General features: G+C 62.5%; 29 protein-coding genes and 1 tRNA gene. 12 read left to right on the top strand and 18 right to left on the bottom strand.

Going from position 1 to position 26125, the window contains the following annotated elements:
- Nucleotides 1-10: 10 nt before the first annotated feature.
- Nucleotides 11-86: transfer RNA gene (locus ACFO3E_RS07995), tRNA-Ala, on the bottom strand.
- 209 nt (nucleotides 87-295) lie between these two features.
- Here ACFO3E_RS07995 and ACFO3E_RS07990 point away from each other — a divergent pair.
- Complete coding sequence (locus ACFO3E_RS07990; RefSeq protein WP_066524365.1) at nucleotides 296-1228, top strand: DUF2171 domain-containing protein; 933 nt, start codon at nucleotides 296-298, stop codon at nucleotides 1226-1228.
- 54 nt (nucleotides 1229-1282) lie between these two features.
- Here ACFO3E_RS07990 and ACFO3E_RS07985 read toward each other — a convergent pair whose 3' ends face one another.
- Nucleotides 1283-3163, bottom strand: a complete 1881-nt coding sequence (locus tag ACFO3E_RS07985; protein ID WP_380803622.1) for an acetyl/propionyl/methylcrotonyl-CoA carboxylase subunit alpha — start codon at nucleotides 3161-3163, stop codon at nucleotides 1283-1285.
- The gene (locus ACFO3E_RS07980; protein ID WP_066528593.1) at nucleotides 3160-4761 is read right to left on the bottom strand and encodes a carboxyl transferase domain-containing protein; all 1602 of its coding nucleotides are present in this window, start codon (nucleotides 4759-4761) and stop codon (nucleotides 3160-3162) included. The genes ACFO3E_RS07985 and ACFO3E_RS07980 overlap by 4 nt, the downstream gene beginning before the upstream one ends.
- Nucleotides 4762-4824: 63 nt before the next feature.
- Here ACFO3E_RS07980 and ACFO3E_RS07975 point away from each other — a divergent pair, with 63 nt between their 5' ends.
- On the top strand, nucleotides 4825-5163 hold the full coding sequence (locus tag ACFO3E_RS07975) for a DMT family protein (protein WP_066524367.1): 339 nt from the start codon (nucleotides 4825-4827) through the stop codon (nucleotides 5161-5163).
- Between the two features lies 1 nt (nucleotide 5164).
- On the opposite strand, the gene ACFO3E_RS07970 is transcribed toward ACFO3E_RS07975, so the two are convergent.
- The gene (locus ACFO3E_RS07970) at nucleotides 5165-6310 is read right to left on the bottom strand and encodes an isovaleryl-CoA dehydrogenase (RefSeq protein WP_066528594.1); all 1146 of its coding nucleotides are present in this window, start codon (nucleotides 6308-6310) and stop codon (nucleotides 5165-5167) included.
- An 84-nt stretch (nucleotides 6311-6394) separates the two neighbouring features.
- On the opposite strand from ACFO3E_RS07970, the gene ACFO3E_RS07965 reads away from it, so the two are divergent.
- A complete protein-coding gene (locus tag ACFO3E_RS07965) occupies nucleotides 6395-7285 on the top strand; it encodes a LysR family transcriptional regulator (RefSeq protein ID WP_066524369.1) in 891 nt (296 codons plus the stop codon).
- Here ACFO3E_RS07965 and queA read toward each other — a convergent pair.
- The 5 genes from queA to ACFO3E_RS07940 form a co-directional block, all read right to left on the bottom strand.
- A complete protein-coding gene (gene queA / locus ACFO3E_RS07960) occupies nucleotides 7255-8283 on the bottom strand; it encodes a tRNA preQ1(34) S-adenosylmethionine ribosyltransferase-isomerase QueA (RefSeq protein WP_066524371.1) in 1029 nt (342 codons plus the stop codon). The genes ACFO3E_RS07965 and queA overlap by 31 nt on opposite strands.
- A 40-nt stretch (nucleotides 8284-8323) precedes the next feature.
- Nucleotides 8324-9076, bottom strand: a complete 753-nt coding sequence (locus ACFO3E_RS07955) for a peptidylprolyl isomerase (RefSeq protein ID WP_066524372.1) — start codon at nucleotides 9074-9076, stop codon at nucleotides 8324-8326.
- Between the two features lie 96 nt (nucleotides 9077-9172).
- Complete coding sequence (gene coaD / locus ACFO3E_RS07950; RefSeq protein ID WP_066524374.1) at nucleotides 9173-9682, bottom strand: pantetheine-phosphate adenylyltransferase; 510 nt, start codon at nucleotides 9680-9682, stop codon at nucleotides 9173-9175.
- Nucleotides 9683-9685: 3 nt separating this feature from the next.
- Entirely contained in the window at nucleotides 9686-10594 is a 909-nt protein-coding gene (locus tag ACFO3E_RS07945) for a polyprenyl synthetase family protein (RefSeq protein ID WP_066524376.1), read from the bottom strand.
- 11 nt (nucleotides 10595-10605) lie between these two features.
- Nucleotides 10606-10866, bottom strand: coding sequence for an exodeoxyribonuclease VII small subunit (locus tag ACFO3E_RS07940; protein ID WP_066524378.1), 261 nt, complete (start codon nucleotides 10864-10866; stop codon nucleotides 10606-10608).
- 170 nt (nucleotides 10867-11036) lie between these two features.
- Here ACFO3E_RS07940 and ACFO3E_RS07935 point away from each other — a divergent pair, with 170 nt between their 5' ends.
- On the top strand, nucleotides 11037-11420 hold the full coding sequence (locus ACFO3E_RS07935) for a hypothetical protein (protein ID WP_066524381.1): 384 nt from the start codon (nucleotides 11037-11039) through the stop codon (nucleotides 11418-11420).
- 64 nt (nucleotides 11421-11484) lie between these two features.
- Here the strand turns inward: ACFO3E_RS07935 and ACFO3E_RS07930 are convergent, their stop codons facing one another.
- The gene (locus ACFO3E_RS07930; RefSeq protein ID WP_066524383.1) at nucleotides 11485-11919 is read right to left on the bottom strand and encodes a DUF805 domain-containing protein; all 435 of its coding nucleotides are present in this window, start codon (nucleotides 11917-11919) and stop codon (nucleotides 11485-11487) included.
- A gap of 108 nt (nucleotides 11920-12027) precedes the next feature.
- Between ACFO3E_RS07930 and purL the strand changes: the two genes are divergently transcribed.
- Nucleotides 12028-14205: a phosphoribosylformylglycinamidine synthase subunit PurL gene (gene purL, locus ACFO3E_RS07925; protein WP_380803617.1), complete on the top strand. Its 2178-nt coding sequence runs from the start codon at nucleotides 12028-12030 to the stop codon at nucleotides 14203-14205.
- 51 nt (nucleotides 14206-14256) lie between these two features.
- Here the strand turns inward: purL and ACFO3E_RS07920 are convergent, their stop codons facing one another.
- Nucleotides 14257-15027 (bottom strand): methyltransferase domain-containing protein, encoded by a 771-nt coding sequence (locus ACFO3E_RS07920; RefSeq protein WP_380803615.1) that lies wholly within the window; start codon nucleotides 15025-15027, stop codon nucleotides 14257-14259.
- 60 nt (nucleotides 15028-15087) lie between these two features.
- On the opposite strand from ACFO3E_RS07920, the gene ACFO3E_RS07915 reads away from it, so the two are divergent.
- The 3 genes from ACFO3E_RS07915 to bfr all read left to right on the top strand — a co-directional run bounded on the left by ACFO3E_RS07915 (nucleotide 15088) and on the right by bfr (nucleotide 17198).
- Complete coding sequence (locus tag ACFO3E_RS07915; protein WP_066524389.1) at nucleotides 15088-16332, top strand: DUF418 domain-containing protein; 1245 nt, start codon at nucleotides 15088-15090, stop codon at nucleotides 16330-16332.
- 56 nt (nucleotides 16333-16388) lie between these two features.
- Complete coding sequence (locus ACFO3E_RS07910) at nucleotides 16389-16559, top strand: (2Fe-2S)-binding protein (protein ID WP_066524390.1); 171 nt, start codon at nucleotides 16389-16391, stop codon at nucleotides 16557-16559.
- A 159-nt stretch (nucleotides 16560-16718) separates the two neighbouring features.
- Nucleotides 16719-17198 carry a bacterioferritin gene (gene bfr / locus ACFO3E_RS07905; RefSeq protein WP_066524391.1) on the top strand — a complete coding sequence of 160 codons (480 nt, stop codon included), beginning with the start codon at nucleotides 16719-16721 and terminating at the stop codon, nucleotides 17196-17198.
- Nucleotides 17199-17243: 45 nt separating this feature from the next.
- Here the strand turns inward: bfr and ACFO3E_RS07900 are convergent, their stop codons facing one another.
- Nucleotides 17244-17651, bottom strand: a complete 408-nt coding sequence (locus ACFO3E_RS07900; protein ID WP_380803611.1) for a (deoxy)nucleoside triphosphate pyrophosphohydrolase — start codon at nucleotides 17649-17651, stop codon at nucleotides 17244-17246.
- A gap of 79 nt (nucleotides 17652-17730) precedes the next feature.
- Between ACFO3E_RS07900 and ACFO3E_RS07895 the strand changes: the two genes are divergently transcribed.
- Nucleotides 17731-17916, top strand: a complete 186-nt coding sequence (locus ACFO3E_RS07895) for a Flp family type IVb pilin (protein ID WP_066524397.1) — start codon at nucleotides 17731-17733, stop codon at nucleotides 17914-17916.
- Nucleotides 17917-18049: 133 nt separating this feature from the next.
- Nucleotides 18050-18211 (top strand): Flp family type IVb pilin, encoded by a 162-nt coding sequence (locus ACFO3E_RS07890; protein ID WP_066524400.1) that lies wholly within the window; start codon nucleotides 18050-18052, stop codon nucleotides 18209-18211.
- Between the two features lie 90 nt (nucleotides 18212-18301).
- On the opposite strand, the gene ACFO3E_RS07885 is transcribed toward ACFO3E_RS07890, so the two are convergent.
- The 5 genes from ACFO3E_RS07885 to ACFO3E_RS07865 all read right to left on the bottom strand — a co-directional run bounded on the left by ACFO3E_RS07885 (nucleotide 18302) and on the right by ACFO3E_RS07865 (nucleotide 23734).
- Nucleotides 18302-19777 (bottom strand): M48 family metalloprotease, encoded by a 1476-nt coding sequence (locus ACFO3E_RS07885; protein WP_066524402.1) that lies wholly within the window; start codon nucleotides 19775-19777, stop codon nucleotides 18302-18304.
- Between the two features lie 76 nt (nucleotides 19778-19853).
- Complete coding sequence (locus tag ACFO3E_RS07880; protein WP_066524403.1) at nucleotides 19854-20798, bottom strand: acetyl-CoA carboxylase carboxyltransferase subunit alpha; 945 nt, start codon at nucleotides 20796-20798, stop codon at nucleotides 19854-19856.
- Between the two features lie 11 nt (nucleotides 20799-20809).
- On the bottom strand, nucleotides 20810-21727 hold the full coding sequence (locus tag ACFO3E_RS07875; protein ID WP_066524405.1) for a tyrosine recombinase: 918 nt from the start codon (nucleotides 21725-21727) through the stop codon (nucleotides 20810-20812).
- Between the two features lie 5 nt (nucleotides 21728-21732).
- Nucleotides 21733-23541 carry a hypothetical protein gene (locus tag ACFO3E_RS07870; protein ID WP_066524407.1) on the bottom strand — a complete coding sequence of 603 codons (1809 nt, stop codon included), beginning with the start codon at nucleotides 23539-23541 and terminating at the stop codon, nucleotides 21733-21735.
- A 4-nt stretch (nucleotides 23542-23545) separates the two neighbouring features.
- The gene (locus ACFO3E_RS07865) at nucleotides 23546-23734 is read right to left on the bottom strand and encodes a hypothetical protein (RefSeq protein ID WP_066524409.1); all 189 of its coding nucleotides are present in this window, start codon (nucleotides 23732-23734) and stop codon (nucleotides 23546-23548) included.
- 82 nt (nucleotides 23735-23816) lie between these two features.
- Here ACFO3E_RS07865 and ACFO3E_RS07860 point away from each other — a divergent pair, with 82 nt between their 5' ends.
- Both ACFO3E_RS07860 and aroB read left to right on the top strand, forming a co-directional pair.
- Nucleotides 23817-24365: a shikimate kinase gene (locus ACFO3E_RS07860; RefSeq protein ID WP_066524410.1), complete on the top strand. Its 549-nt coding sequence runs from the start codon at nucleotides 23817-23819 to the stop codon at nucleotides 24363-24365.
- Nucleotides 24356-25462, top strand: coding sequence for a 3-dehydroquinate synthase (gene aroB / locus ACFO3E_RS07855; RefSeq protein WP_066524412.1), 1107 nt, complete (start codon nucleotides 24356-24358; stop codon nucleotides 25460-25462). Before ACFO3E_RS07860 ends, aroB begins: the two co-directional genes overlap by 10 nt.
- 179 nt (nucleotides 25463-25641) lie before the next feature.
- On the opposite strand, the gene rpmE is transcribed toward aroB, so the two are convergent.
- Nucleotides 25642-25866, bottom strand: a complete 225-nt coding sequence (gene rpmE / locus ACFO3E_RS07850; RefSeq protein ID WP_037461922.1) for a 50S ribosomal protein L31 — start codon at nucleotides 25864-25866, stop codon at nucleotides 25642-25644.
- Nucleotides 25867-26125: the final 259 nt, after the last annotated feature.

Below are 26125 nucleotides of genomic sequence, written 5' to 3'. Positions count from 1 at the left end.
ATGGAGGGAGTGGTGGAGCCGAGGGGGATCGAACCCCTGACCTCGTCATTGCGAACGACGCGCTCTCCCAGCTGAGCTACGGCCCCGGAGGAGCGCTGCCTATAAGCGAGCGCCGATGCCCTTGCAACGGTCTTTTTGCGCGAAAATTGTCTGTCTCGGGGCCGCGTGGGCCTGTCGCCGGGCCGGTGCAAAGCACGGATGTTACCAGCACGTAACGTCCGGAACGAACACCCTCAATGCTCATTGGTGATGCAACGGCCACAGGCCGTAGCAACAGCAGTCAAGGAGACAGACGATGGGCTATCAAGGTGGACGTCGTTACGGAGACTATGACAGGATCCGGGGCGATTGGGATCGCGGGACGGATCGCTATCGCGGGCAGCGCGACTGGCGGGACGACCGCAGCTATCGCTACGGGACGCGTGGTCAATTCGGCGGGCCGGAGGCGCGGCGCGCGCCAGAAGCCTATGATCCGGAGGAACGCGGCTTCTTCGATAGAGCGGGAGATGAAATCCGCAGCTGGTTCGGTGATGAGGAAGCCGAGCGCAGGCGCGAATATGACGAATATTATAACCGTCCCTATGGCGACCCGCGCGATGAGAGCAGCCGGATCGGCTTCGCGTCGGCATCACGCAGCAACCAATATCTCCCGAACCGGGGCTATGCCCCCTTCACCGGCGAACGCAGCGGCTTTGGCAGCGAAGACCATGGCAACCGCATCCGCTCTTATGGGCCGACCCATGATTATGGGGCGCATCATGACGCCAACTATTATGCATGGCGCCAGGAGCGGATTAATGAACTGGATCGGGACTATGCCGAATATCAACGCGAGCATCGCGATCGGTTCAACAGCGAGTTCGGCAGCTGGCGCAGTCGTCGCACCGAACAGCGCCAGGCGGTGCAGCAGGTGCACGACCATATGGAAGTCGTCGGCAGCGACGGTGAGCATATCGGAACGGTCGATCGCCTGAGCGGCGACCGCATCATCCTTACGAAAACCGACCAGGATGCTGGCGGCGTTCATCATTCCGTGCCGTCTTCGTGGATCAAATCGGTCGATGAACAGCGGGTGACACTGGAAAAGACCGCTGACGAAGCCCATGCCGCCTGGCGGACCGAAAGCGAGCAAAATGCCTTGTTCGGCCAGGGACGCGAAAGCGGCGGATGGGGTTCCGGCAATGAGTCCGCAGCCAACAGGTCGCGGGATTATAATCGCGATCGGTGATCTGAGTTGGCAACCACATCAAAAGGGGCTCGGCACTGCCGGGCCCCTTCCTTTTCAGCCACCTCTCGGCTCTATCCGCAGCAGCAGGGCGCCCTCTGCCACCTGCTGCCCTTCCGCGGTGGCAAGTTCGGCCACGACACCGTCAAAAGGTGCGGTCAGGCCATGCTCCATTTTCATGGCCTCCACTGCGACGAGTTTCTGCCCCTTTGCGACAAGCGCGCCCTTTTCGACATTCACGACTGTGACCCGCCCGGGCATGGGCGAACGGATAACACCGTCGGAAGCAGCGCTGCCCTGAGCAGCACGGGTGTCAGCCAAAGCTAAGACATAAGTTTCGCCCTCCTGCTGGACCAGGATTCGGCCGTCGTTCAGCCGTCTGCCATGCGCAGCATGCTCATTCGGAACGCCCTCCATATCGAGATTTGCGCTGTCGGTCTGGCCATCGACAGTCAGTGCCATTCGGGTCTGATGCGGGCCATTCAGCCTGACGCCGCGCAACGCTGGAGGGACTAAATCGAGCCACGGCGCGGCAAGCATCCCGGCCAGCTCACCCAATTTTTGCAACGGGGGCTTGGCCGCAAGCCGCTCAATATGCTGGGCGATGTAGCCGGTATCTGCTGAACCACGACGGAAATCCTCATTCAGCAAGCGCGCAAGAAATCCGGCATTGGTCTTGACCGGCCATGTCTCCACCGACGCGCAAAGCGCACGCAGCCGGTTGATGGCTTCATCCCGATCGGCGGCATGGCAGATCAGCTTTGCGATCATGGGGTCGTAAAAGGGGCTGACGGCGTCGCCTTGCGCAACTGCTTGCTCAACCCGATCGCCGTCCTCAGCCTTCAGCGAGAAAATCTCGAGCTTGCCGGTACTGGGGAGGAAATTATTGGCCGGATCCTCTGCATAAAGCCGCGCCTCTATCGCATGGCCATTGATTGCAAGCTCCTCCTGCTTCCGCGGCAACGCCTCACCGCTGGCCACGCGCAACTGCCATTCGACCAGATCGACGCCGGTGATCTCTTCCGTAACCGGATGCTCGACCTGCAGCCGCGTGTTCATCTCCATGAACCAGATGCGGTCCGCACGGAGGCCCTGACTCGCATCGGCGATGAACTCGACCGTGCCCGCCCCGACATAGGCCACCGCCCGCGCAGCGCTGACGGCCGCAGCGCAGATCGCTTCGCGCGTAGCAGGATCCATGCCACGCGCTGGCGCCTCTTCGATCACTTTCTGGTGTCGGCGTTGCAGCGAACAATCGCGCTCGAACAGATGGACGATGTTGCCATGGCTATCGCCGAACAGCTGCACTTCGATATGGCGGGGCGACAGGACATATTTCTCAATCAGCACCCGGTCGTCTCCAAAGGCGGACTGCGCCTCGCGGCGGCAGGACCGCAGCGCCTCGGCGAAGTCGGCGGCCTTGTCCACACGCCGCATGCCCTTGCCGCCACCGCCCGCCACGGCCTTAATCAACACGGGATAGCCGATCGCGTCGGCTTCAGCTTTCAACCTGTCGGGATCTTGATCATCGCCGAGATAGCCGGGCGTTACCGGCACCCCGGCATCCGCCATCAGCCGCTTGGCCGCGTCCTTCATCCCCATGGCGGCGATGCTGGCAGGGTTCGGCCCGACCCATATCAGCCTCGCATCGATGACCGCCTGCGCGAACGCCGCATTTTCCGAAAGGAAGCCGTATCCCGGGTGAATTGCGTCTGCGCCCGAAGCCTGGGCGGCGGCGATGATCCGGTCGCCTACGAGGTAGGATTCCGATGGCGGCGAAGGACCGATATGAACAGCCTCATCGGCTTCGCGCACATGCAGCGCCTTGGCATCGGCGTCGGAATAGACTGCCACCGTCCTGATCCCCAGCCGCCGGGCGGTACGGATGATGCGGCAGGCGATCTCCCCGCGATTGGCGATGAGCAGCGACCCGATCACATGCGGAACAGCCCGAAGCGGGGCGCCTCCTCAACCGGCGCATTGAGAGCGGCGGCGAAGGCCAGCCCCAGCACATCGCGTGTTTGTGCCAGATCGATCACGCCGTCGTCCCATAATCGTGCGGTGGCATAATAGGGGTTGCCTTCATCCTCATATTTTCGGCGGATCGGCGCCTTGAACGCCTCGGCCTCTTCCGCCGTCCATTTCGCGGCGTCCCGGTGAACGGTCGCCAGCACGCTCGCCGCCTGCTCCCCGCCCATCACCGATATGCGGCTGTTGGGCCAGCTGAACAGGAAACGGGGGCCATAGGCGCGGCCGCACATGCCGTAATTGCCCGCTCCGAAACTGCCGCCGATCAGCAGCGTGATCTTGGGGACACTGGCGGTCGCAACGGCGGTGACCAGCTTTGCGCCATGCTTGGCGATCCCTTCCGCTTCATATTTGCCGCCGACCATGAAGCCGGAGATATTCTGCAGGAACAGCAGCGGAATGCGGCGTTGGCAGGCTAGTTCGATGAAATGAGCCCCCTTCAGTGCGCTTTCGCTGAACAGCACGCCATTATTCGCGAGGATGGCCACCGGCATGCCCCAGATATGGGCGAAGCCGCAGACCAGGGTGGCGCCATAAAGCGCCTTGAATTCATGAAATTCGCTACCATCCACGATGCGGGCAATGACTTCCCGCACATCATAGGGCGCGCGCACATCCTGCGGGATGACGCCATAGAGCTGCCCGGCATCATATTTGGGCGGCTTGGGCTCGCGCAGGTTGACGCCGCTTCCTGCGGCGGGCGCAAGCGTCGAGAGAATATCGCGTACGATGGTGAGCGCGTGCGCATCGCTTTCGGCGACATGATCCACCACGCCGGAGCGGCGGCCATGCACCTCCGCGCCGCCCAGATCCTCGGCGCTGATCACCTCCCCTGTCGCAGCTTGCACCAGCGGCGGGCCAGCGAGGAAGATCGTTCCCTGATCGCGCACGATCACGGTTTCGTCCGACATGGCCGGAACATAGGCGCCGCCTGCGGTGCAACTGCCCATGACGCAGGCGATCTGGGCGATCCCGCGCGCCGACATTTGCGCCTGGTTGTAGAAAATGCGGCCGAAATGCTCGCGGTCGGGGAAGACCTCCGCCTGATTGGGCAGGTTCGCACCGCCGCTGTCCACCAGATAGATGCAGGGCAAACGGTTTTCGAGCGCGACCTCCTGCGCCCGTAAATGCTTTTTCACGGTGAGCGGGTAATAGGTCCCGCCCTTCACGGTGGCGTCATTGCAGACGATCATCGCCTGCCTGCCGGATACGCGGCCTATGCCTGTGATCAACCCGGCGCCGGGCACTTCGTCATGATAAAGGCCATTGGCGGCCAGTTGCCCCAGTTCCAGAAACGGGCTGCCGGGGTCCAGCAGCCTTTCTACCCGATCCCTTGGCAGCAGTTTGCCGCGTGCCATGTGCCTGTCTCGCGCCGCCTGCGATCCGCCGAGCGCTGCGTGGGCGACCCGGTCGCGCAGTTCGGAAACCAGCGCGCGGTTATGCGCATCATTGGCGCGGAAGCTGTCGCTTTCGATCGATAGCTGGCTGTCGATAACGGGTGCGCTCACAGGCTTGCGCTCCATGGCCCGGCAGTGCGAGAGCGCAGGACCAGCATATCCTTGAGGCCGTTCATGCCCACCATTCTGCTCCTCGTCATTTCCAACCTGTTCATGACCGTTGCCTGGTATTGGCACCTGAAGGGCGGGATGGAAAAACCCATCCTGTTGGTCATCCTCATCAGCTGGGGCATCGCCTTCGTCGAATATTGCTTTGCCGTACCCGCCAATCGCGTCGGCTTTGCCAGCGGCTGGAGCGCAGGACAGCTGAAGATCGCGCAAGAGGCGATTGCCTTGATCGTTTTCGGAGGCTTCATGGTGACGGTGCTGGGAGAACCACTCCACTGGCGCCATCTCGCCGCCTTCCTCTGCATCATGGCCGCGGTCGGGTTCCTGTTCATCGGCCGCACCTGATTCATGCTCCGATCAACTCGCGCCCGATCAGCATCCGGCGAATCTCATTGGTTCCCGCCCCGATGTCGAGCAGCTTGGCGTCGCGCATGAAGCGTTCGACCGGCCAGTCCTTCGTATAGCCCGCGCCGCCTAGCGCCTGGACGGCCTCCAACGCCACCTTCACCGCATTTTCGCTGGCCAGCAATATCGCGCCCGCCGCGTCGAAACGGGTCGTCTTGCCCCGGTCGCAAGCGCGGGCGACGGCATAGACATAGGCGCGCGCGGAATTCAGCGCGACATACATGTCCGCAACCTTGGCCTGCATCAACTGAAAGGCGCCGATCGGCTTGCCAAACTGCTGACGCTCGCGGACATAAGGAAGCACGACGTCGAGGCATGCCTGCATGATGCCGAGTTGGATGCCGGACAGCACAGCCCGCTCATAATCGAGGCCGGACATAAGGATGGCTACGCCGCCATTGAGCGAGCCCATGATATTTTCGGCGGGCACTTCGCAGTCATCGAAGACCAGTTCCGCAGTGGGTGAACCGCGCATGCCGACCTTGTCGATCTTTTGCCCGATGGAGAAACCCTTGAACCCCTTCTCGATCAGGAAGGCCGTGACGCCGCGAGGCCCTTCGTCCGTGCGCGCATAGACGACCAGCGTGTCGGCCTCGGGTGCGTTGGTAATCCAGAATTTTGTACCATTCAGCGCATAACGATCGCCCTTGCGGTCGGCGCGCAGCTTCATGGAAAGGACGTCCGATCCTGCTCCGGCCTCGGACATGGCAAGCGCGCCCACATGCTCGCCGGAAATCAGCCGGGGCAGGTAGCGGGCCTTTTGTTCGGCGGACGCCCAACGCCGGATCTGATTGATGCAGAGGTTGGAGTGCGCGCCATAGCTAAGACCTATGGAGGCGGATGCCCGCGCCACTTCCTCCTGCGCGACCACATGTTCCAGATAGCCGAGGCCGAGACCGCCATCTTCCTGATCGACCGTGACGCCATGCAGTCCAAGAGCGCCCATTTCAGGCCAAAGGTCGCGCGGAAACCAATCCTTGGCATCAATCTCGCTGGCCAGCGGCGCGATGCGGTTGCTCGCGAAACGGGCCGTTGCTTCCCGGATCATGTCGGCATCGTCGCCCAGCGCGAAATCGAAGTCGGTCATCGCCATCCTCTCTGCCCCTATCCTATCGTCGATGAACCCTCCGGAAAAATTGAAACGGACAGGATAAGTGTATAGTTTCCATCTATGATCGAGCGCTATCTGCTTCGCTATTTTCTGGCCGTTATCGACCAGGGCAATTTCTCGCGCGCTGCCGCCCATTGCCATGTGTCGCAACCGACCTTGTCCACCGGCATTGCGAAGCTGGAGCAGATGACGGGCGCCGCCCTGTTCATGCGCAACAATCAGCGGGTGGAACTGACGGCGGCAGGCACGCGGCTGATGAACCATGCGCGGCGGATCGAGCGCGAGTTCAACCTCGCGGAACAAGCTGTAGCTAAGGAGCCGGGCGGCGCTCCGCTGCGCATCGGCGTTCTCAACAGCATAGCGGGGGATGTTATCGCGCGAGCGATGGTCCTGACGGGGCTGGATACGGGCATCATGGTCGAATTGCTGCCGGGCAATGAGCGGGAGCTGCTCGCGCGCCTCGACAGCGGACGGATTGATGTTGCGCTGACGCTGGTGCGGGGGGACAAGAGCGAAGCGATCATTGATGACGGCTATGGCGTCGCTCTGTCGGCTACGCATCGGCTGGCAGGCCGGGACGAGATCGCGGCGGAAGAACTGGCGTCGGATCCGATGATCGTGCGGAGACATTGCGAGGCGCTGTCCGCGACCAGCCGCCACTTCGTCGCATGCGGCGTACGGCCGCACTTCGCCTTCCGATCCACCAATGACGAGCGAGTGATGCAGATGGTAGCGGCCGGTTTGGGCGTAACGGTGATGCCCATGTCCTATCGGTGGCCCGGCATGGCGCGCGCCAGGCTGAAGGATTTTGAGCTGCGGCGTAGCATCGGCCTTCTGTACGGGGCACGCGCCGAGAATATGAGCGGAGAGGCTGCGGCGATAATATCAGCTATCGCGCAGGCGCTGCGGGAGGCTCACGCTCAAGGGATTAGAAGCGAAGAGTCGCCATAGGAATAGAAGCGATAGCCGGTCGCGATGGCGTGGGCATAGGCCGCTTGCATCCGATCACGCCCCATCAACGCGCTCACAAGCATGAACAGGGTGGAACGCGGCAGATGGAAGTTGGTCATGAGTCCGTCGATCGCGCGGAAGCGATAGCCGGGCGTGATGAAGATACGGGTTTCGTCCGCGAAGGGCCGAATGACGCCATCCTCGCTACAGGCGCTTTCCAATAGGCGCAGGCTGGTTGTGCCCACCGCGATCAGGCGACCGCCCTTCTGCCGGGCCGCATTCAACCGTTCCGCCGCCGCCTGGTCGATGCGTCCCCACTCGGCATGCATGCGGTGATCGTCAGTATCGTCTGCCTTGACCGGCAGGAAAGTGCCCGCGCCGACGTGGAGCGTCAGTGTTTCCGAAGCGACGCCTGCCGCGTTCAGTGCAGCCATCAACTCCGGAGTGAAGTGCAGCGCCGCCGTGGGGGCCGCTACGGCCCCGTCTTCCCTGGCGAACATGGTCTGATAGTCGCTGCGGTCCCGCGCGTCCGTCGGCCGCTTGCTGGCGATATAGGGAGGCAAGGGCATGCGGCCTGCCCTTTCCAGGAGCAGTTCCACCGGCTCCTCGCCTTCGAAGCTAAGCGTGACGCCGCCATCCTCGTCACGCGGCCCGGCGAGCGCCGTAACGCCCTCGCCGAAGTCGATCTGGTCGCCGTCCCGCACACGCTTGGCGTTGCGCAAGAAGGCCTGCCACTGGCGCAAGCCGAGGCGCTTGTGGAGCGTTGCGCCAATCTTGGCCTCGCCCCGCCTGCCCTCAAGCTGGGCGGGAATGACCTTGGTATCGTTGAAGACCAGAACGTCCCCTGCGCACAGCAGAGCCGGGAGATCGCGAACGCTATGATCCTCAAACGGCGCGTCGCCCGAAACGAGCAGCAACCGGGCGGAATCGCGAGGGGATGCGGGCCGGAGCGCGATGCTCTCCGGCGGAAGATCAAAGTCAAATAGATCTACGCGCATATGGGCGCCGTCCTGCGGTGACGAGCAGTGCGGCTCGGCCTTACTTCTTCTTCCCCACCGTCTTCTTGGGCGCAGGGGCAGGCGCTACGATCGAAGGCGGAGGCGGGGGAGGCAGCGCCGTCACGGGTGCCTTGCCGTCACTTTCAATCGACGCCTGCAGGATCGTCGATGGATTGGCGGGCGGCTCACCCGGCGTGATCGCATCGACATATTGCATGCCTTCGATCACGCGGCCGAAAACCGTATATTTTTTGTCCAGCTGCATGCGGGGCAGCAAGACGATGAAGAATTGGCTGTTCGCGCTGTTTTCATCCTGAGCGCGCGCCATCGAAACAGTGCCGCGCAGATGCGGCATGGGATTGAATTCAGCCTGCAGATCAGGGAGCGTGGAACCGCCAGTGCCATCACCCTTCGGATCACCGCCCTGCGCCATGAAGCCAGGGATCACGCGATGGAATTTCAGACCGTTGTAAAAGCCCTGCCGCGTCAGTTGCTTGATGCGTTCGACATGGTTGGGCGCGATGTCCGGGCGCAACTGAATACGCACGCGGCCACCGCTCGACAGATCAAGGTCCCACACATTCTGCGGATCGACCGGCACGGTCGCAGGCGGCAGCTTAGTCGCCGGGTCCTGCCCCAATGTTTTTGCATTCTGTTCGGCGCGGGCGGCAGCCTCTTCCTTCTTCATCTCTTCGGCCTTGCCGCCACCGCCGCCCTGGGCAAGCGCCACGCCGCCGGACGCATAGAGAGCGACAGTGATCGCCACGGTCTTGAACGCCGAACTGAAGCGCATGGATAAGCTTTCCCTGATATCTAAGCCTGGTGGCGAAGCTGCCCTGATAGCGCGCTCTTCGCGATTGGCAACTGAACGAAGGCTGAGCGGCCTTAACTAGCCGCCCTTCTGGCCGATCAATGCGACCCGGGCAACCACCTCATCCCGCACGCGGGGGCTGACGAACTTGTCGATCGGCCCGCCATAAAGGGCGATTTCCTTCACCAGGCGCGAGGCGATCGGCTGCAGCGAAACGTCGGCCATCAGGAACGCGGTTTCTACCCGATGATTGATTTGCCGATTCATGCCGGTGAGCTGATATTCATATTCAAAGTCGGTGACGCCCCGGATGCCGCGGATTACGACCTTGGCGCCCTGCGATTCGGCAAAGTCCATCAGAAGCGAGTTAAAGCCGGTCACGACGATATCCGCGTCGATATCGGCACATTCGCGGCGAACCATCTCCAGCCGTTCCTCGTCAGAGAACATGGGCGACTTAGCGATGTTGGTGGTGACCCCGATCACCAGCTTATCGACCAACTTCGCGCCGCGGCGGATGATGTCCATGTGCCCCAAAGTGATCGGGTCGAACGTGCCGGGATAGACCCCCACCCTCTGCCTGCTCATGCCTTACCGGTCCCTTTCCACGATATAGTCTGCGATCGCCCGCAGCAGATCGGCCTCCCCGCCGAACCCATGAAGATGCGCCTTGGCCTGGTCGACAAGCATCCGCGCCTGCTCGCGCGCGCGTTCGATACCAAGCAGAGAGACGAAGGTTTCCTTGCCCGCCGCCGCATCCTTGCCCAGCGCCTTGCCCGCGATGTCGGCATCACCTTCCACATCGAGCAAATCGTCCGCGATCTGAAAAGCCAGGCCGATGTCGCGCGCATAGCCGTGCAGACTGACACGCGCCTCGGGCGGGATGCGCGCCATGATGGCGGCGGCATCGACGCAAAAGCCGATGAGGGCCCCAGTCTTGAGCTGTTGAAGCCGTGTGACCGTGGCAAGGTCGAAACTCGCATTTTCCGCCACCAGATCCATCATCTGCCCGCCCGCCATGCCAGCCGGGCCGCTTGACAGGGCAAGCGCCTTCACCAACTCAACCCGGACGAAGGGATCGGGGTGCGTTTCCTCGTCAGCCAGCACTTCGAAGGCGAGGTCGTGCAAACAGTCGCCAGCAAGGATGGCGGTCGCCTCGTCAAACGCCTTGTGGATCGTCGGCTTGCCACGGCGCAGATCGTCATCATCCATTGCAGGCAGATCGTCGTGCACCAGCGAATAGACATGGATGCATTCCACCGCGAGCCCAACTCGCAGCACGGATTCGCGGGAGATATTGAACAGGTCGCCAGCCGCCTGGACGAGCAACGGCCGCAGTCGTTTGCCACCGCCTATCGCGGCATGGCGCATCGCCTCATAAAGGCGCGCGCGCGGATCGGCAGGGACGGACAGCAGCAGATCGAAGGCATGATCCACATCGGCGGCAACCGCAGCCGCGCGGGCAGCTATCAGCGCCTTGCCGGAGGCGACGCCCTCCATGACCGCCGCGCTCAATCGGCGCCGAACGGCTGTGCGCCAGTCACAGCGCCGGCGGGATCGATCGTCAGCTTCTGAATGCGGGCCTCCGCCGCCTGCAGCCGTTCAAGACAGCGCTTCCGCAATTCCTCACCCTGCGCATAGAGCGAGATGGATTCATCGAGCGGAACATCGCCGCTTTCCAGCCTGCGAACGATCGACTCGAGTGCGCGCAGCGCATCCTCAAACGACAATTGGGACAAATCGCCCTGCTCAGTCTTGCTGTCCTCGGCCATGTGTCCTGCATTGGCGGGGCCTGCAAGCCTGGTCAAGTCCGCACCGTGAAACGGGCATGATTCCTTCCCCTTGCGTCACGAAAACGCCATGAAAGACGTCAAGAGGCTGGCGGAATTTCGGCAGTTTTGCGTTGACGCTTGCACCGCCAAGTGCACATAGAAGGACCGCTATGAAATATTATCTCCCCCTGATTTCCGCCATGGCTCTCAGCCTCCTTTCCGCGTGCAACAATAATGACGAACCCGAAGTCGTGGGCGGCCCCGCCGACCCGATGGCCGAAAAGCTCGCAAATGCAGCGCCGATCGAACTGCCGCCTTCGGTGAAGGAAAGCCATCAATATCGCTGCAAGGACAACAGCCTCATTTTCGTCGATTTCATGAGCGACGACAAAACGGCCAACCTGCGCACTGAAAAGAATGGATCGCCCACGAAGCTGGTCGCAGCAGAGCCGGGGAAGCCCTTCACTGCCGACGGCGGCTACTCCGTCGAGGGCGGCGGCAAGCAGATCACCGCGACCCTGCCCGGCAAGAGCGCGCTTAGCTGCAAGGCCTGAGCCCTCCGCCTTTTCCCTTCGCGGGCCGGGCCTCCCCCTGGAGCGCCCGGCCCTTTTATATGTATCAGGAGCGAGCGAATTCAGGCTCGCCAGCCTCTACCGGATCGGGCCCGAAGCGATTGGGACCGCGCGTCCCGCTCATGATGAAGAAGACCAGCAGGACCAGGCTGCCGATCAGCGGAAAGAAGATGATGAGCAGCCAGAAGCCGCTGCGATCGCTGTCGTGCAAGCGGCGCACTGCGACTGCGAGCCAGGGGATGAGAATCGCCAGGCCAAACAGCCCAGTAAGTGGCCCGCCGCGGGTGCGGTAGCCGCTGTCGAACCACCAGGGGCCATGGCGCGCCCAATGTTCGGTGGTGCTGAGGCCGAGCAGCCCTTCAACGATGGCAATCGCAATAAAGCAGAGCAGCAGGAACAGGATGAACATCCAATATTCCTTCGGCCGCGACCGTCCGGAAAAGCGGGCGTAGCGGCGCAGCGGCAACAGCATCCATTCCATCGTCTGCGTCTCCCTGCCCGGGGGCTGAACGCATATAAATAGCATGTTTTCCCGACTTGCGCTGGCCAAGGATTGTCTATCCGCCGCGCCCCGGCTAAAGGCGCGCTCATGTCGACCGCAGCCACCCAGATCACCCCGGAAATCGTCGCCGAACATGGCCTTTCGCCGGAAGAATATGACCGCGTTCTGAACGCCCTCGGCCGAGAGCCGAATCTGACGGAACTCGGCATCTTCTCGGTCATGTGGTCGGAGCATTGCTCCTATAAATCCAGCCGCATTCACCTGAAGAAGCTGCCCACCGAGGGCCCACAGGTGATTTGCGGCCCCGGCGAAAATGCAGGCGTCGTCGATATCGGCGATGGGCAGGCGGCGATCTTCAAGATGGAGAGCCACAACCACCCCAGCTACATCGAACCCTATCAGGGCGCGGCAACGGGCGTGGGCGGCATCCTGCGCGACGTCTTCACCATGGGCGCGCGTCCGGTGGCGAACATGAACGCGCTGCGTTTCGGACGGCCTGATCATCCGAAGATGAAGCATCTCATCAGCGGCGTGGTGCATGGCATCGGCGGCTACGGCAATTGCGTGGGCGTACCGACCGTGGGCGGCGAGGTAAATTTCCACCCGGCCTATGACGGCAACATTCTCGTCAACGCAATGACCGTGGGCGTCGCGGACACCCACAAGATCTTTTATTCCGCGGCGTCGGGCATCGGCAATCCGATCGTCTATGTCGGGTCGAAGACCGGCCGGGATGGCATCCATGGCGCGACCATGGCCTCCGCAGACTTCGGCGATGATGCCGATGCCAAGCGCCCGACCGTGCAGGTCGGCGATCCGTTCACCGAGAAGCTGCTGATCGAAGCCTGCCTTGAACTCATGGCATCCGACGCGATCGTCGCCATCCAGGATATGGGCGCGGCGGGCCTTACCTCCTCTTCGGTGGAGATGGCATCGAAGGGCGGCGTGGGCATCCAACTCAACATGGATGACGTGCCGCAGCGCGAAACCGGCATGACGGCCTATGAAATGATGCTGTCGGAAAGCCAGGAGCGGATGCTCATGGTGCTCAAGCCCGGCCGCGAAGCCTTTGCCGAAGCCATTTTCCATAAATGGGAACTGGACTTCGCGGTGATCGGCCATGTGACGGATACCGGCCGCATGGTGCTGATTCACAAGGGCGAGACGGTGTGCGACATCCCGCTCGCGCCGCTGGCCGACGATGCGCCGCTCTACGACCGTCCGGCGATGCCGAAGGACGAATATAAGGCGTGGTCGGGCGTCAAGCCGCTGGGCCAGATCGCCGAAAGCGCGGACATTGGCGCGGATCTCATCAAGCTGATGGGTTCGCCAGACATCGCCTCACGCCGCTGGATCTGGGAGCAATATGACCACATGGTCGGCGCAGATACGGTGCAGCGCCCCGGTGGTGACGCAGCCGTCGTTCGCGTCCATGGCACGCAAAAGGGCATTGCGATCAGCACCGACTGTACGCCCCGCTATTGCTATGCCGACCCCTATGAAGGCGGCAAGCAGGCGATCGCGGAATGCTATCGCAACATCAGCGCCGTTGGCGCGACCCCGCTCGCCGTCACCAACTGTCTGAACTTCGCCAATCCGCAGCGGCCGGAAATCATGGCGCAGTTCACCGGCTGCCTTGAAGGCATGGGCGACGCCTGCCGCGCGCTCGACTTCCCGATCGTGTCGGGCAATGTCAGCCTCTACAATGAGTCCAAGGCGACTGGCGGTGGATCGGCGATCCTGCCCACCCCCGCGATCGGTGGCATTGGCCTCCTCCAGAATATCGACGTGATGGCGACCGTGGCCTTCAAGAATGAAGGCGACGCGATCTGGGTCATTGGCGGCGAGGGTTCACATCTGGGCCAGTCGATCTGGCTGCGTGAGATCGCCGGTCGGGAAGCGGGCGACGCGCCGAAGGTCGATCTCGAGGCGGAGCGTGCCAATGCCGAAGCGGTGCGGGCCCTGATCGCAGACGGCAAGGTCAATGCGGTGCATGACATTTCGGATGGCGGTCTGCTGGTCGCCGTGACGGAAATGGCGCTGGCCGGCAGCATCGGCGCCGGACTGAGCGTGCAACTGACGACCGCGAGCGCCTTTGGCGAGGACCAGGGCCGCTATGTCGTTGCGGCAGCACAGGGCGTCGAAATCCCCGGCGCTGTGCGGATCGGTACGGCCGGCGGTGACAAGGTGGCGGGCGTGGCGCTCGATGCGTTGCGCTCTGCGCATGAGGGCTTCTTCCCGGCTCTGATGGACGCAGAACTGTAAGGGGACCAACGCCGCCGTCATGCTGGACCAGGTTCGGCATGGCGGAATTCGTCAAACGTCTGGCCGGGTGATTCTGCCGAAGAGCAGTTGGTAAATGTCGTCGCCGCCCGCTTCGTCGAAGGCCGCCATCACTTGGCGCAAGTCTTTCGGAGCGAGGGGCTGCCTTCCCTCACTCGGTACCACCGCACCAATCCCCTTAAGGTGCCGCACCAGCCCCCGCGCGCTGCTGCTGGAAAGCAGATATTCCTCGTCAAAAGCGAAGGCATCTTCATAGCGCGCCAATATCGTGCGAAGCTTTGCCAAGTCAGGATAGACCGGCACTCCAGCCACGTGCCCGCATTCCTCATGTGCCTGCCGCCACCGCGCAAAGCTCCCTTCCCCCATGGTCGAGAAGATCAGACTTCCGCCCGGCCGCAGCAGCCGGGTCAACCGCTCCAGCGCCTCTGGCAGATTATCGAACCACTGAAAGGCGAGGTTGGAGAGGATGAGGTCGAACCACTCCCCCTCGAAGGGAGGCGCTTCGCCATCCATGGTGAAAAACGTGCCCGCAACGAAGGCGCCTTTCGCCGTTCGCGCAAGCATGTCGGGTGAAAGGTCTGTGACAACCAGTTCCGCGCCGGGCCATCGCGCCTGGATGTGCCGCGTCAACAGACCGGTGCCGCACCCGATCTCCAAAATGCGCTCCACGCCTGTGGATTTCTGCCGCTGGGCCAGGTCGGCGACCAGCGCCGCAGCCGCACGTTGCGGCCCGGCATGGTCGTCATAATGATTTGCCGCCGCGCCGAAGGCATCGCTTATCCGTTGCTTGCGGCCGCTGTTCATGGCTAGTCGCATGACAGAGCGCTGCCCGCTTTGCCAGTATCTTTGAGGAACGCCCGCTGCATGACTGCTCCTTCGTCCCGTATTGCCGCCATGGACGTGCTGCGCGGCTGCGCGGTGATGGGCATATTGTGGATGAACATCACCGCCTTCGCCCTGCCGCAAACCGCCTATTTTAACCCGGCGGCGGTAGGACCACTGTCATGGGCCGACAAGCTGTTCTGGCTGGTCAGCTTCCTCTTCTTCGACGGCAAGATGCGCGCGCTGTTTTCCATGCTTTTCGGCGCATCGATGCTGCTGCTGATCGACCGTGAGGAGATGGCGGGCCGCAGCGGCCGCCGCGCCCAGATCATACGGGCGGCCTGGTTGTTCGTCTTCGGCCTCGCTCATTATCTGCTGCTCTGGTGGGGCGACATTTTGATGACCTATGCGGTGGTCGGGCTGGCCGCGTTAATGTTCATCCGGCAGGAGCCGCTCTCGCTGCTGAAATGGGCGTTCCTGTGCTTTCTCGCTCATTTTCTGATCTGCGCCGCCTTCATCGTCAGCCTTTATGGCTGGGCCCACGCCGCTGCTGCCCCGGGTGCGGCAGAGAGCATCCGCGAAGGCTTCGCGCAATTCACCGGCCCTTTCATCAATCCCGACGATCCCGCCATCCACCAGGAAATCGCGACCTATCGCAGCGGTTTCGGGGCGATCGTCGCGCATCATCTAAATCTTTATGCCAGCGAATGGTGGTGGACATTCCTGTTCACGGCTTTTGACACATTGGGCTTCATGCTGATGGGCATGGCCATGCTGAAGGGCGGGTTCCTCGCGGGACGGTGGGATGCGGAACAATATCGGCGCACTGCCCGGCACTGTTTTCTGATCGGCTTGCCGCCGATGGCGGCGCTCGCTGCGTGGCTTATGCTGCGTGATTTTCCAGCGCTTCCCGCCCTGGGCACGGCGCTCGCATGGTCCTTTCCTTTCCGGATTCCGCTGGCCGTCGGTTGGGCTGCGCTCATCTTGTGGGTGCTGGCGCTGAATAAGGAACGGCGCGTAATGATGGCGATCGCGCGCACAGGGCGGCTGGCGCTCAGCAACTATTTGGGCACCAGCCTAATCATGTGCGCTGTCTTTTACGGGTGGGGTCTGGGGCTTTTCGCGCAACTGCGCCCTGCCGAACTGCCGCTGCTGGTGATCTGCACATGGCTGGCCATGCTGGTCTGGTCCACCGCTTGGCTATCGCGATTCGCGGTCGGGCCGGCGGAGTGGCTGTGGCGCAGCGTCGCCCGAGGAAAAACGCAAAAGATTCGCAACAGCATCTGATATTCTATTGCGACCCATTATCATCTAGGCTATTTCTCGAGTCCAGGGAGAGCCTCATGGTCGTCTGTGTCTGTAATGCCATTCGCGAAAAGGATCTGAAGGAAGCCGTGCGCGGCGGTGCCGACACGCCCTGTAGCGCCTACGCCCGGCTGGGCCGTCGCCCCAAATGCGGTCAATGCGTTCCCTTCGCCCGCACGATCATTGCCGCTGAGCGAGCTACCGCCTGACACTATTGCGGATCAGCCGCAATCATATGACCCCGCCAATCGCAAAGCCGACGCAATAGCGAGCCGCAGAAATGGCGGATTTCCGAGGCTTTCGGATTAACATAGCGACGAAATAGGCTATAGTTACGGCTTCATTCCAATAAGCCGGAGCAATGCGCCATGAAGGGCGATTCCAAGGTCATCGATTATCTGAACGAGGTCCTCAAGAATGAGCTGACCGCGATCAACCAATATTTCCTGCACTATCGCATGCTCAATCATTGGGGCATCGAGAAGTTGGCCAAGTTCGAATATGAAGAATCCATCGATGAGATGAAGCACGCCGACAAGGTGGCTGAGCGCATCCTTTTCCTGGACGGCTTGCCCAATTTCCAGCTGCTCGGCCGGCTGAAAATCGGCGAGACGGTCGAAGAGGTTCTGAAGGCAGACCTTGAGCTGGAATATGAAGCGCTGCCGGTCCTCAAGGACGCCATCGCGCATTGCGAGACGGTACGCGACTATGTGAGCCGCGACCTGTTCCAGTCGATCCTCGAAAGCGAGGAGGAGCATGTCGATACGCTGGAAACCCAGTTCGAGATGATCGAACGCATGGGCATCCAGAATTATATCCAGCTGCAGAGCAAGGCAGCCGAAGATTGATCAGCCGGGCGGGGTAGCGCATCCGGCCGCGCCCCGCCCCTTCCATCAAATCAGCGAATCGAGCAAACCGATCAGCGGCAGGTCCGCTGGCGGCATTTCCAGCGCGTACATCTGGCTGGGCCTCGCCCATTTCAACTCAGTCGCGTGTCGCGCTTGGGGCAGGCCCTGCCATTTGCGACAGACGTAGAGCAACAGGAGCAAATGCCGATCGCCCAGCGCTTCGCTGGCGAAAGCCGCTGGCGCGAGGCAACTGGCGTGGGTGCGGATGCCCAGTTCTTCCTCCAGTTCCCGAATCAAAGCGGATTCCGGCGTTTCATCCGTTTCCACCTTGCCGCCGGGAAATTCCCAAAGCCCGGCCATCGCCTTTCCCGGCGGGCGTTGCTGCAGCAGCACGCGCCCATCGGCATCGACCAGGGCAGCGGCGACCACCAGCAGCGGAGAAATTATCGTCATATCGATCCAGCAAAGGGGTTTGTTAACTCTGGCTCTTTTACAAGGCCAAGCGGGGCTGTCTGCAACAAATGGTGGTGGCATGCGCGGGTTGATCGAAAGCATATCCCGGTTGGGACTGCTGCAATGTCAGCGGGGGGCTACCGCAGTTGAATATGGGCTGATCCTGGCGCTGATCTGCCTCGCCATGATCGCTGCGCTGTCGAACGTCGCGAACAAGACGATCGGCATGTGGAACAATGTCGCGACGGAAGTTCTCGCGCATTAACCATCAATATCTGACACTTTCGGTGCTCTATTAAATCTTTGTCAACCTAACCCGCATAAACCGTCCATTGCTGACCTAATTCGAAGCGGGGCGGCCGGGTAGTAATCGGGAACATACGTCAAGGAGACTTCAAATGCAGTTCGTGCGTAAGATGCTGAAGAACGAAAAGGGTGCAACGGCCATCGAATACGGCCTGATCGCGGCTCTGATCGCCGTCGCCGCCATCGGCGCGATGACCAGCCTCGGCGGCAAGCTGGGCAACACCTTCAACAATGTCGGCGGCAACCTGAAGTAAGGTCCACGTCATTGCGAAAGAAAGGCGGCAGAAGCAATTCCGCCGCCTTTTCTTTTGCATCTCCTCCCAAGCGAGGGCAGCCGCCGTCCGCTAAATGATGATCTTCACCCGCTGGCCGGGGCGCAGCACGCTTTGTGCAGTCAGGGAATTGAGTGTGAGGAAGCGATCCAACTGATAATTGGGATAGGCCATGCGCTGGCTGAGTGACTGTACGGTGTCGCCGGACTTCACGGTGACGACGCTGATGCGCCGCGGCTTGATTGCGGCAGCTTCCTGCGGCGAGAGGCGCTGAACGGACTGCACCATAGAGGAAAAGGGGCCGATGCCCTGCCCTGCCGCAGTCAGCAGGAGAAAATGATAGGCCTTCCCGCCGCCGAAATCATAGGCGAACACTGTCGCATCAACTTGGCTCGACTGGGTACTCGCCCGGATCGTGCGCCAGGCTGCAGGGATGCCATTTACAGTAGTGCGCCGCACTTCCCCTTCGGGCACGCGGCTGTTGCTGCCGCCCAGCTTGGCAAAGACGGAATTGATATAGGCAGATAAATCCCCTGAATAGGAGGCGCCGCCAAACTGTGCCTGCCCGCCTGATCCCGACACGGACACAGCGTCAGCGGCATTTTCCATGCCGAAGCCGGAAGGTGCGGTGAAGGACAGGCGCAGGTCGGGATGACGGAAACGGCTTCCCTCGATGACGCCCTGTCGCGGGTCGTCGCCATAGAGCACGCCATCCAGCGCCGTCAGAAACGCTTCCTTGTTACGTGCGCCGGAAGTCCCCCTCTGCCCTGCGGCATTACGCGCGGCGCGGCCGACGCGGGACCCGGGGTCAGGGTGCGTGCTCGCCCACTCTGGCACCGAACGGGCATTGCCCGTCACGCGCGCATCTAGACTGCTTTGAGCGGCGAGGGACGCGAGCATGGTCGAAAGAGCGCGCGGGTCATAACCGCCGGCCGCAAGGTAGCGGATGCCGAGATCATCTGCCTCATATTCCTGTGAACGGGAGAATTTGAGCGTCAGCAACTGACTGCCCGTACCGATTCCCTTCTGCAGCAGCCCCGCGAAAGACGAATCGCCGAGCAAAGCGCCAGTCAGCACCTGTAGCAGCGTGCCGCCGATCGCGTTGCGCTGCGCCGCCTGCTGCCGCCGCTGTCCATGCTGGGCCGCCACATGGCCTATTTCATGACCCAGCACGCCCGCCAGTTCCGCCTCGTCATTCATCAGCGCCATGAGCTGGCGCGTCACATAGACATAGCCGCCCGGGATCGCGAAGGCGTTATTGACCGGTGAGTTCAGCAGAGTGACCGTGAAGTCGCTCTGCGCATTGGAGAGGCCGGACTGCACCGCAATGCGGCGGCCAACCGTCTCCACATATTTCGCCTGAGGCCCGGCATAAGCCCCGCCAAATTCATTGAGCAGTTGCGGATGCTGTTTCGCTCCGCTCGCCTTGTCCTGCGCGCTGATCGATGAGACTGTCCGGATCGCACGCTGCTGACCCAGCACCGCCGGCGCGGCAAGAGCGGCGGCCATGCCCGTCGCGCCGCAAATCCATGCAATTCCCTTGTTCATGCCTCCTCCCACATGCTCAGCCTGTTACCAGCACGTAACGAGATTGGCAGGCGCATGTTCCCAACGGCCGGGAAGTTCAGGCTCCGATCGCGAGGAACTTGTCGGCGCGGTCAGTCCGCAGGTCTTGGGGGCTGAGGCCGGTGAGCAAGTCCAGTTCTTCACCAATCGCCGCACCCAGATTGGCGATTGCCTGCACCGGCTCACGATGCGCGCCACCGGTGGGTTCGGGCACGATCCGATCGATGACGCCCAGCCCCTTCAGATGCTGCGCCGTCACCTGCATGGCCGTGGCGGCATCGCTCGCCTTGTCGGCCGTCCGCCAGAGAATGGATGCGCAGCCTTCGGGCGAGATGACCGAATAGACCGCATGTTCGAACATCAACACGCGGTTCGCCGCCGCCAGCGCGACCGCGCCGCCAGAACCACCTTCGCCCACCACGGCCGCGACCATTGGCACGCCCAGGGCAAGGCACTGCTCGGTTGAGCGGGCAATAGCTTCCGCCTGGCCGCGCTCCTCGGCCTGCACGCCGGGGAACGCTCCGGATGTATCGACCAAAGTCACCACCGGCAGGCCGAAACGGTCCGCCAACTGCATCAGGCGGATGGCTTTGCGATAGCCTTCGGGCTTGGCCATGCCGAAATTGTGACGGACGCGGCTGGCGGTGTCGTCGCCCTTTTCATGGCCGATCACCATGATGCGCCGTTCGCCCAGCGTCGCCAGACCACCGATGATCGCCTGGTCGTCGGAAAAGGCGCGGTCACCGGCCAGCGGCATGAAATTGTCAAACATGCCCGCCACATAGTCCTTGAAATGCGGGCGGTCGGGATGGCGCGCAACCTGCGTCTTCTGCCAAGGCGTCAGCTTGGCATAGGTGTCCACCAGCATCTTGGCGGCGCGCTGCTCGAGCTTGTCGATCTCGCCGCCGATGTCGATATCGCCAGCGCTGGCCGTCGCGCGCAATTCGATGACGCGCGCCTCAAGCTCAGCGATAGGCTTTTCAAATTCCAGAAAGCTAACCATGGGCGACGGCGTTAGGGCGCAGATGCCTCGTCGTCAACGAAACGATGGCGCATCGTTGCCAGTGGATGGCGGCTGTTGACCAGTTCGACCAGCCTGCGGCTATCGACATGGGTGTAGATTTGCGTTGTCCCGATATCGGCATGCCCCAGCATGGACTGGAGCGCGCGCAGATCCGCCCCGCCTTCCAGCAAATGGGAGGCGAAGGCGTGCCGTAACACATGGGGGCTCACCCGTTCCGGCGCGATGCCTGCCGCCGCGGCGAGTTGCTTCACCATCTGATACAGGCGGATGCGACTGACATGGCTCTTGCCCGACGGGAAAAGCCAGGGACTGTCGGCGGGCACATGGGCAAGCCAGGCGGCGACGGCCGCCCGTGCGCGATCGGAAATGGGCACCAGCCTTTCCCGCGCACCCTTGCCTTTCAGGATGAGGAACGGCCGGTCGGCGGCCAGCGCACGACGCGGCAAGGACATCAGTTCGGTGGCTCGTAGGCCCGACCCATAAAGCAGTTCGATGAGCGCAGAGAGTCGCAGGTCGAGAGGCGCGGGATGCTCCACGGCCAACTTTTGTTCGATCAGGGCGAAGAGGGAATCGACTTCCTGCGCCGACAATATCTTGGGTAGCGGCCGCCGCGTCACAGGGCGCGGCAGTGCGGAAGATGGATTGTCCGCCCTTAGTCCTTCTTCCTCCAGAAAGCCGTAAAAGGCCCGAAGCGCCGAAGCCTTCCGCGCGACCGAGGAAGCGGCGAGTTCCGCCCATGCGGCCGCCAGCCCGGCGATCGCATCCTTCGTCGCCAGGGACAGACCGTTCAGCAGGCTTCCCGCACCCTCCAGATCGGCGCGATAGGCGAGCAAGGTGTTGCGCGATGCCCCTCGCTCGGCTGCCATCATCTCCAGAAAGCGATCGATGAGAGCGGCATCTTCTCCCATGGGCGTCAGGTCCGGCTGATTGCCTCCGCCGCGATCATGCGCGCTTCGGGATCGAGCCCGACCTGGTGCAGCGCCGCGACGATATGATAAAGATGCGTCGGTGGTAGGCGCGCCCAATCGGCAGTCTGCATGCCGACCGCCGCCAGCAACGCCACGGTCGCCTTTTCCCCACGCGAAGCAGCTTGGCCAATTGCTCGCGCCCAGCGGCTGTTGGCAGCGAGATTGAGCCCATTATCTTGCGCCAGCGATGCGACCGCCTGCGCATTGAGGCGGGCTAGACCGGCTAGACCGGCGATCAGCATCTGCCCTCTCCGGCCGCCAGCTTCTTCCGTGAAGGACGATACGCGTCCCTCGCTGATATCGACGACAGCGCTCGGCGCGCCGACCGCGAGCAGCGCCCATAGATCCCCCGCACCGTCGCCTTCGGCCTGACGCGCCACTCCGCTCCAGCGGACAGCGCTACGATCATAGCCCGCCGTCAACATGGCGGCGATGAGATTGGCGGCGTCGCGCGCCTCGACGGCGGTGATCGGCAAGGCTGCGGCAGCACGCGCGGTGGCGATCAATCCGACAAAATCAGGCCTGGCATTGTCGCGCCAAATGGTGCGCATCGCCTGCAACCGTTCTTCGGCCGACGGGCCCCGATAGGCGGTTCGCAGAGCTTCGATCCGGTCGGCGACCTCCGGAGCGGCATCGCCATCCGCACCAAGCTGGCTGTAGAAGCCGACCAGCGCCTTGTTCGAAAAGACACCCAGCCGCGCTGCAGCCTCAGCCCCCGGCAAGCGGCGAACCGCGCTCAACGCAGGCGCGCGCGCCTCCCACGCCCGTACATGCTGACCGGCGGTCGCGTAGAGCGGCTCGGGGATTTCGACGTTGAGGGCGGTCGCCAAGCCAAAGCGCCATGCCGTCAGCCGATCGACCGCGTCCCATTCGATCTTCACCGACCGCCGGGCATTGAAGCCGGTGCCGACGACCTTCTCCGCAAGTCGATAGTCGATGCCGCGAACCACCCCTCGCCGCTGCGCCTGATTGAGCGCAGCGCTGGACGAGCCCTGATCCCCGGACAAAGCAGGGCAGATGGCCCGGGTCATATCCCAGCCCGGCTCTTTGCTGTAGCGCAGCGCGCCGGCCGAAAGAGGACAAAGGCCGGCCGGGTCCGCCGTCGCAAGGTAGGTTTGCATCGCCACCGCATAGAGACGGGGCGTAAATTGATCGGAATCGACGCTTTGCACCAACAGCCGCGCGCTGTCGGCCTCGCCCATGCGAAGCAACAGCCATGCGCGCTCGGCTACCCAATCCGCGCCATTGATGTCACGCGGCGTGTCTGTGGCGGACAACAGAGCGCGGCGCAGCAGGATGGAGGCCCAGCGCGACGTGATTGGCGCGCGCGTTTCCTTCATCAGAGTTGCAAGAAAAAGACCTGATCGGCCACCAAAGGCGTCAGATCCGAAGCCGAGTTGCTCCGGCTTCAGCGGGCCTACGCGGTCCAGCGACCTATGCGCATCTTCGGGCAGGTCATATTTCTGCTTCTGCGCCGCCAGCTCTTCTTCGGACAGAGCCTCATCCGCCGCATTCATCACCGCATTGTCAGCCGGAGCCTCGACGCTCGGCGGCAATGGCTGGATCATCGGCGTAGGGCTGGCCGGACCCGTTGGCCGGGCAGGCTGCGGCCCGGAGGAAGGCGGCGCTTCGGGCGCTTCGCCGAAACCCGGCGGCAGGAGCGATTCCGGAGCTTCCTGCGCGATCACCGGCAGCGCGAGAGCGAGCGTGAGCGTACCCAGCGCCCATTTCGCATTCACCCGGCTTTGACGCATAATTTTATTTGCCCAGCTTTTCGGCGGGAATGGCTTTTTCCACGCGCTGCTGCGGGCGTTCCCCGCCGCGCGACCATAGCAGCGCGACCAGGCCGATAAGCAGGACGATCAGGATGATGGGAATGATGGGCAGGCGCGACCCCCGACGGCGTGAACTGCTATCGAAGGTGCTGAAGGAACGATTGCTTCTCATGGATCCTTGTGCGGCCGAGCCGGAAAGTTGAGGAAAGATGCGATTTGCCTCTGCGACGGGGGGATGTATAGCCCCCTCCGCCATGCAGCGAAACAGCAAATCCGTGTCCCCTCAGTCTAAGCGCGGCCCGATCGTCCTGATCGGCATGATGGGCGTGGGAAAATCGACCGTCGGACGGCGGCTCGCGGCGCGCCTCGGCCTTGCGTTCGTGGACGCTGACGAGGAGATCGAAAGGGCTGCGGGCATGACGATCACCGAAATGTTCGGACGCTATGGCGAATCCTATTTCCGCAATGGCGAGCGGCGCGTAATCGCCCGACTGCTGGATGATGAGCCCAAGGTGATCGCGACCGGCGGCGGCGCTTTCATGCAGGAAGAGACGCGCACGTTGATCCTGGAGCGGGCGACGGCCGTGTGGTTGGACGCCGACATCGACACATTGGTCGATCGCGTCTCCAGGCGAGAGGGTCGTCCCCTACTGAAAGGCAAGGACCCGCGCGTAGTGCTGACCGAACTCGCCGCCGCGCGCAATCCTTTCTACGCACTCGCCCCCATTCATGTGAAGAGCATCGCCGCGCCCCATGAAGTGGCGGTCGAGCGCATCCTGGAGAAACTGGTCGCATGGCATTAGTCCGCGTCGCGCTGGATGCGCGCAGTTACGATATCGTCATCGAACAGGATGCGCTGGGCCGGGCCGGTGAGCACCTGGCGCGATATGCGCGCAACGGGCGGCTGGTGGTGGTGACCGACGCGAATGTGGCGAAGGCGCAGCTGCCGCGCCTGGAGGGCGCATTGCGCGCCGTCGGGATCGCTGTAGAGCCGATCATCCTGCCAGCGGGTGAACAGACGAAGAGCTGGCGGCATCTGGAGCAACTGCTCGACCAGTTGCTGACGCTGGAAGTCGAGCGCGGCGATCATGTCGTGGCGCTCGGCGGTGGCGTCATCGGCGATTTGGTGGGTTTTGCTGCTTCAATCCTGAAGCGTGGCTGTCACTTCATACAACTGCCCACCACCCTGCTTGCCCAGGTTGATAGTTCGGTGGGCGGCAAGACAGCGATCAACGCCCGCGCGGGCAAGAACCTGGTCGGCAGCTTTTACCAGCCCAGCCTCGTGCTGATCGATCCATCGACGCTCGACAGTCTGCCGCGGCGGGAGACGCGAGCGGGCTATGCCGAAGTCGTTAAATATGGACTGATCGACGATCCGGACTTTTTCGCCTGGTGCGAGACTGAAGGCGCGCGCCTGCTGGCAGGTGACCGCGCCGCACGGGAATTTGCGATCGAACGCAGCGTGCAGGCAAAGGCGGCGATCGTCGCCGATGACGAGCGAGAGACGTCCGGACGCCGCGCCCTGCTCAACCTCGGCCACACCTTCGGTCACGCGCTGGAGGCCGACACCGGCTTTTCCGACAGGCTTCTGCACGGAGAAGGCGTTGCGGCCGGAATGGCTCTCGCCTTCCGCTATTCGGCACGCCTCGGGCTCTGTGCTCCCGACGATGCCGAGCGGGTGACGGAACATTTGAAAGCCGTGGGCCTGCCCTACGACCTCGCCAGCGCTCATGTCACAGGTGATGGCGCAGCACTGGTCGCGCATATGCTGCATGACAAGAAGATGGCGGCGGGCACGCTGCCCTTCCTGCTTGCACGAGGCATCGGACAGACGTTCCTGTCGAAGGATGTCGTGCTGGCGGATGTGGCCGCGTTTCTGGATGAAGATCGGGCGGGCTGACAGCGGCGGTTCACTCCGGAGAACCTGAGGCTTTCCCGCTCATCCGTTCGCTTCAAGCGAAGTCGAGAAGCGGCACGCGCTATACCGACGTTCTCACCTGACCTCCAACATTGCGCTTCCTGCAAACAAAAAGGGCGCCCCGGAGGGCAACCTTCTCATTCGTCCGTCGAACGGAGCGATTACTTCTTCAGCGTCAGGCCGCCGAAACGCTTGTTGAAGCGCGCCACCTGGCCGCCCTGCTCCAGCTGACGCTGACCACCCGTCCAGGCCGGGTGCGACTTGGGATCGATGTCGAGAGCCAGCGTGTCGCCTTCCTTGCCCCAGGTCGAGCGGGTACGGAAGGTGGTGCCGTCGGTCATCTGGACGGTGATGAAGTGGTAATCGGGATGCGTATCGGCCTTCATGAATCTGCTCCGTCGATGGGCCGGTTTCCGACCGGCCATGGATGCGAAAAATAGCGAAGGCGCGCGGTTACATGGGATTTCCCACGAACGCAAGCCTTCTCATCGGCGCAACCTTCGCCTCCGTTCGGGATGAGCTTGTCGAAGCTCATCCACCTTCGTTCTAGAGCAAAATCTGACCGGACTGAATCATTGGGATTCCCCTTCGCTCAGAAATGTGATTCACCATGTCAGCTGGACGAGGAGGCCAGCCTGGCATGAC

This window comes from Sphingobium tyrosinilyticum, from assembly GCF_042654265.1.
GTDB lineage: Bacteria > Pseudomonadota > Alphaproteobacteria > Sphingomonadales > Sphingomonadaceae > Sphingobium > Sphingobium tyrosinilyticum.
This window is presented reverse-complemented; position numbering and strand designations above follow the sequence as displayed.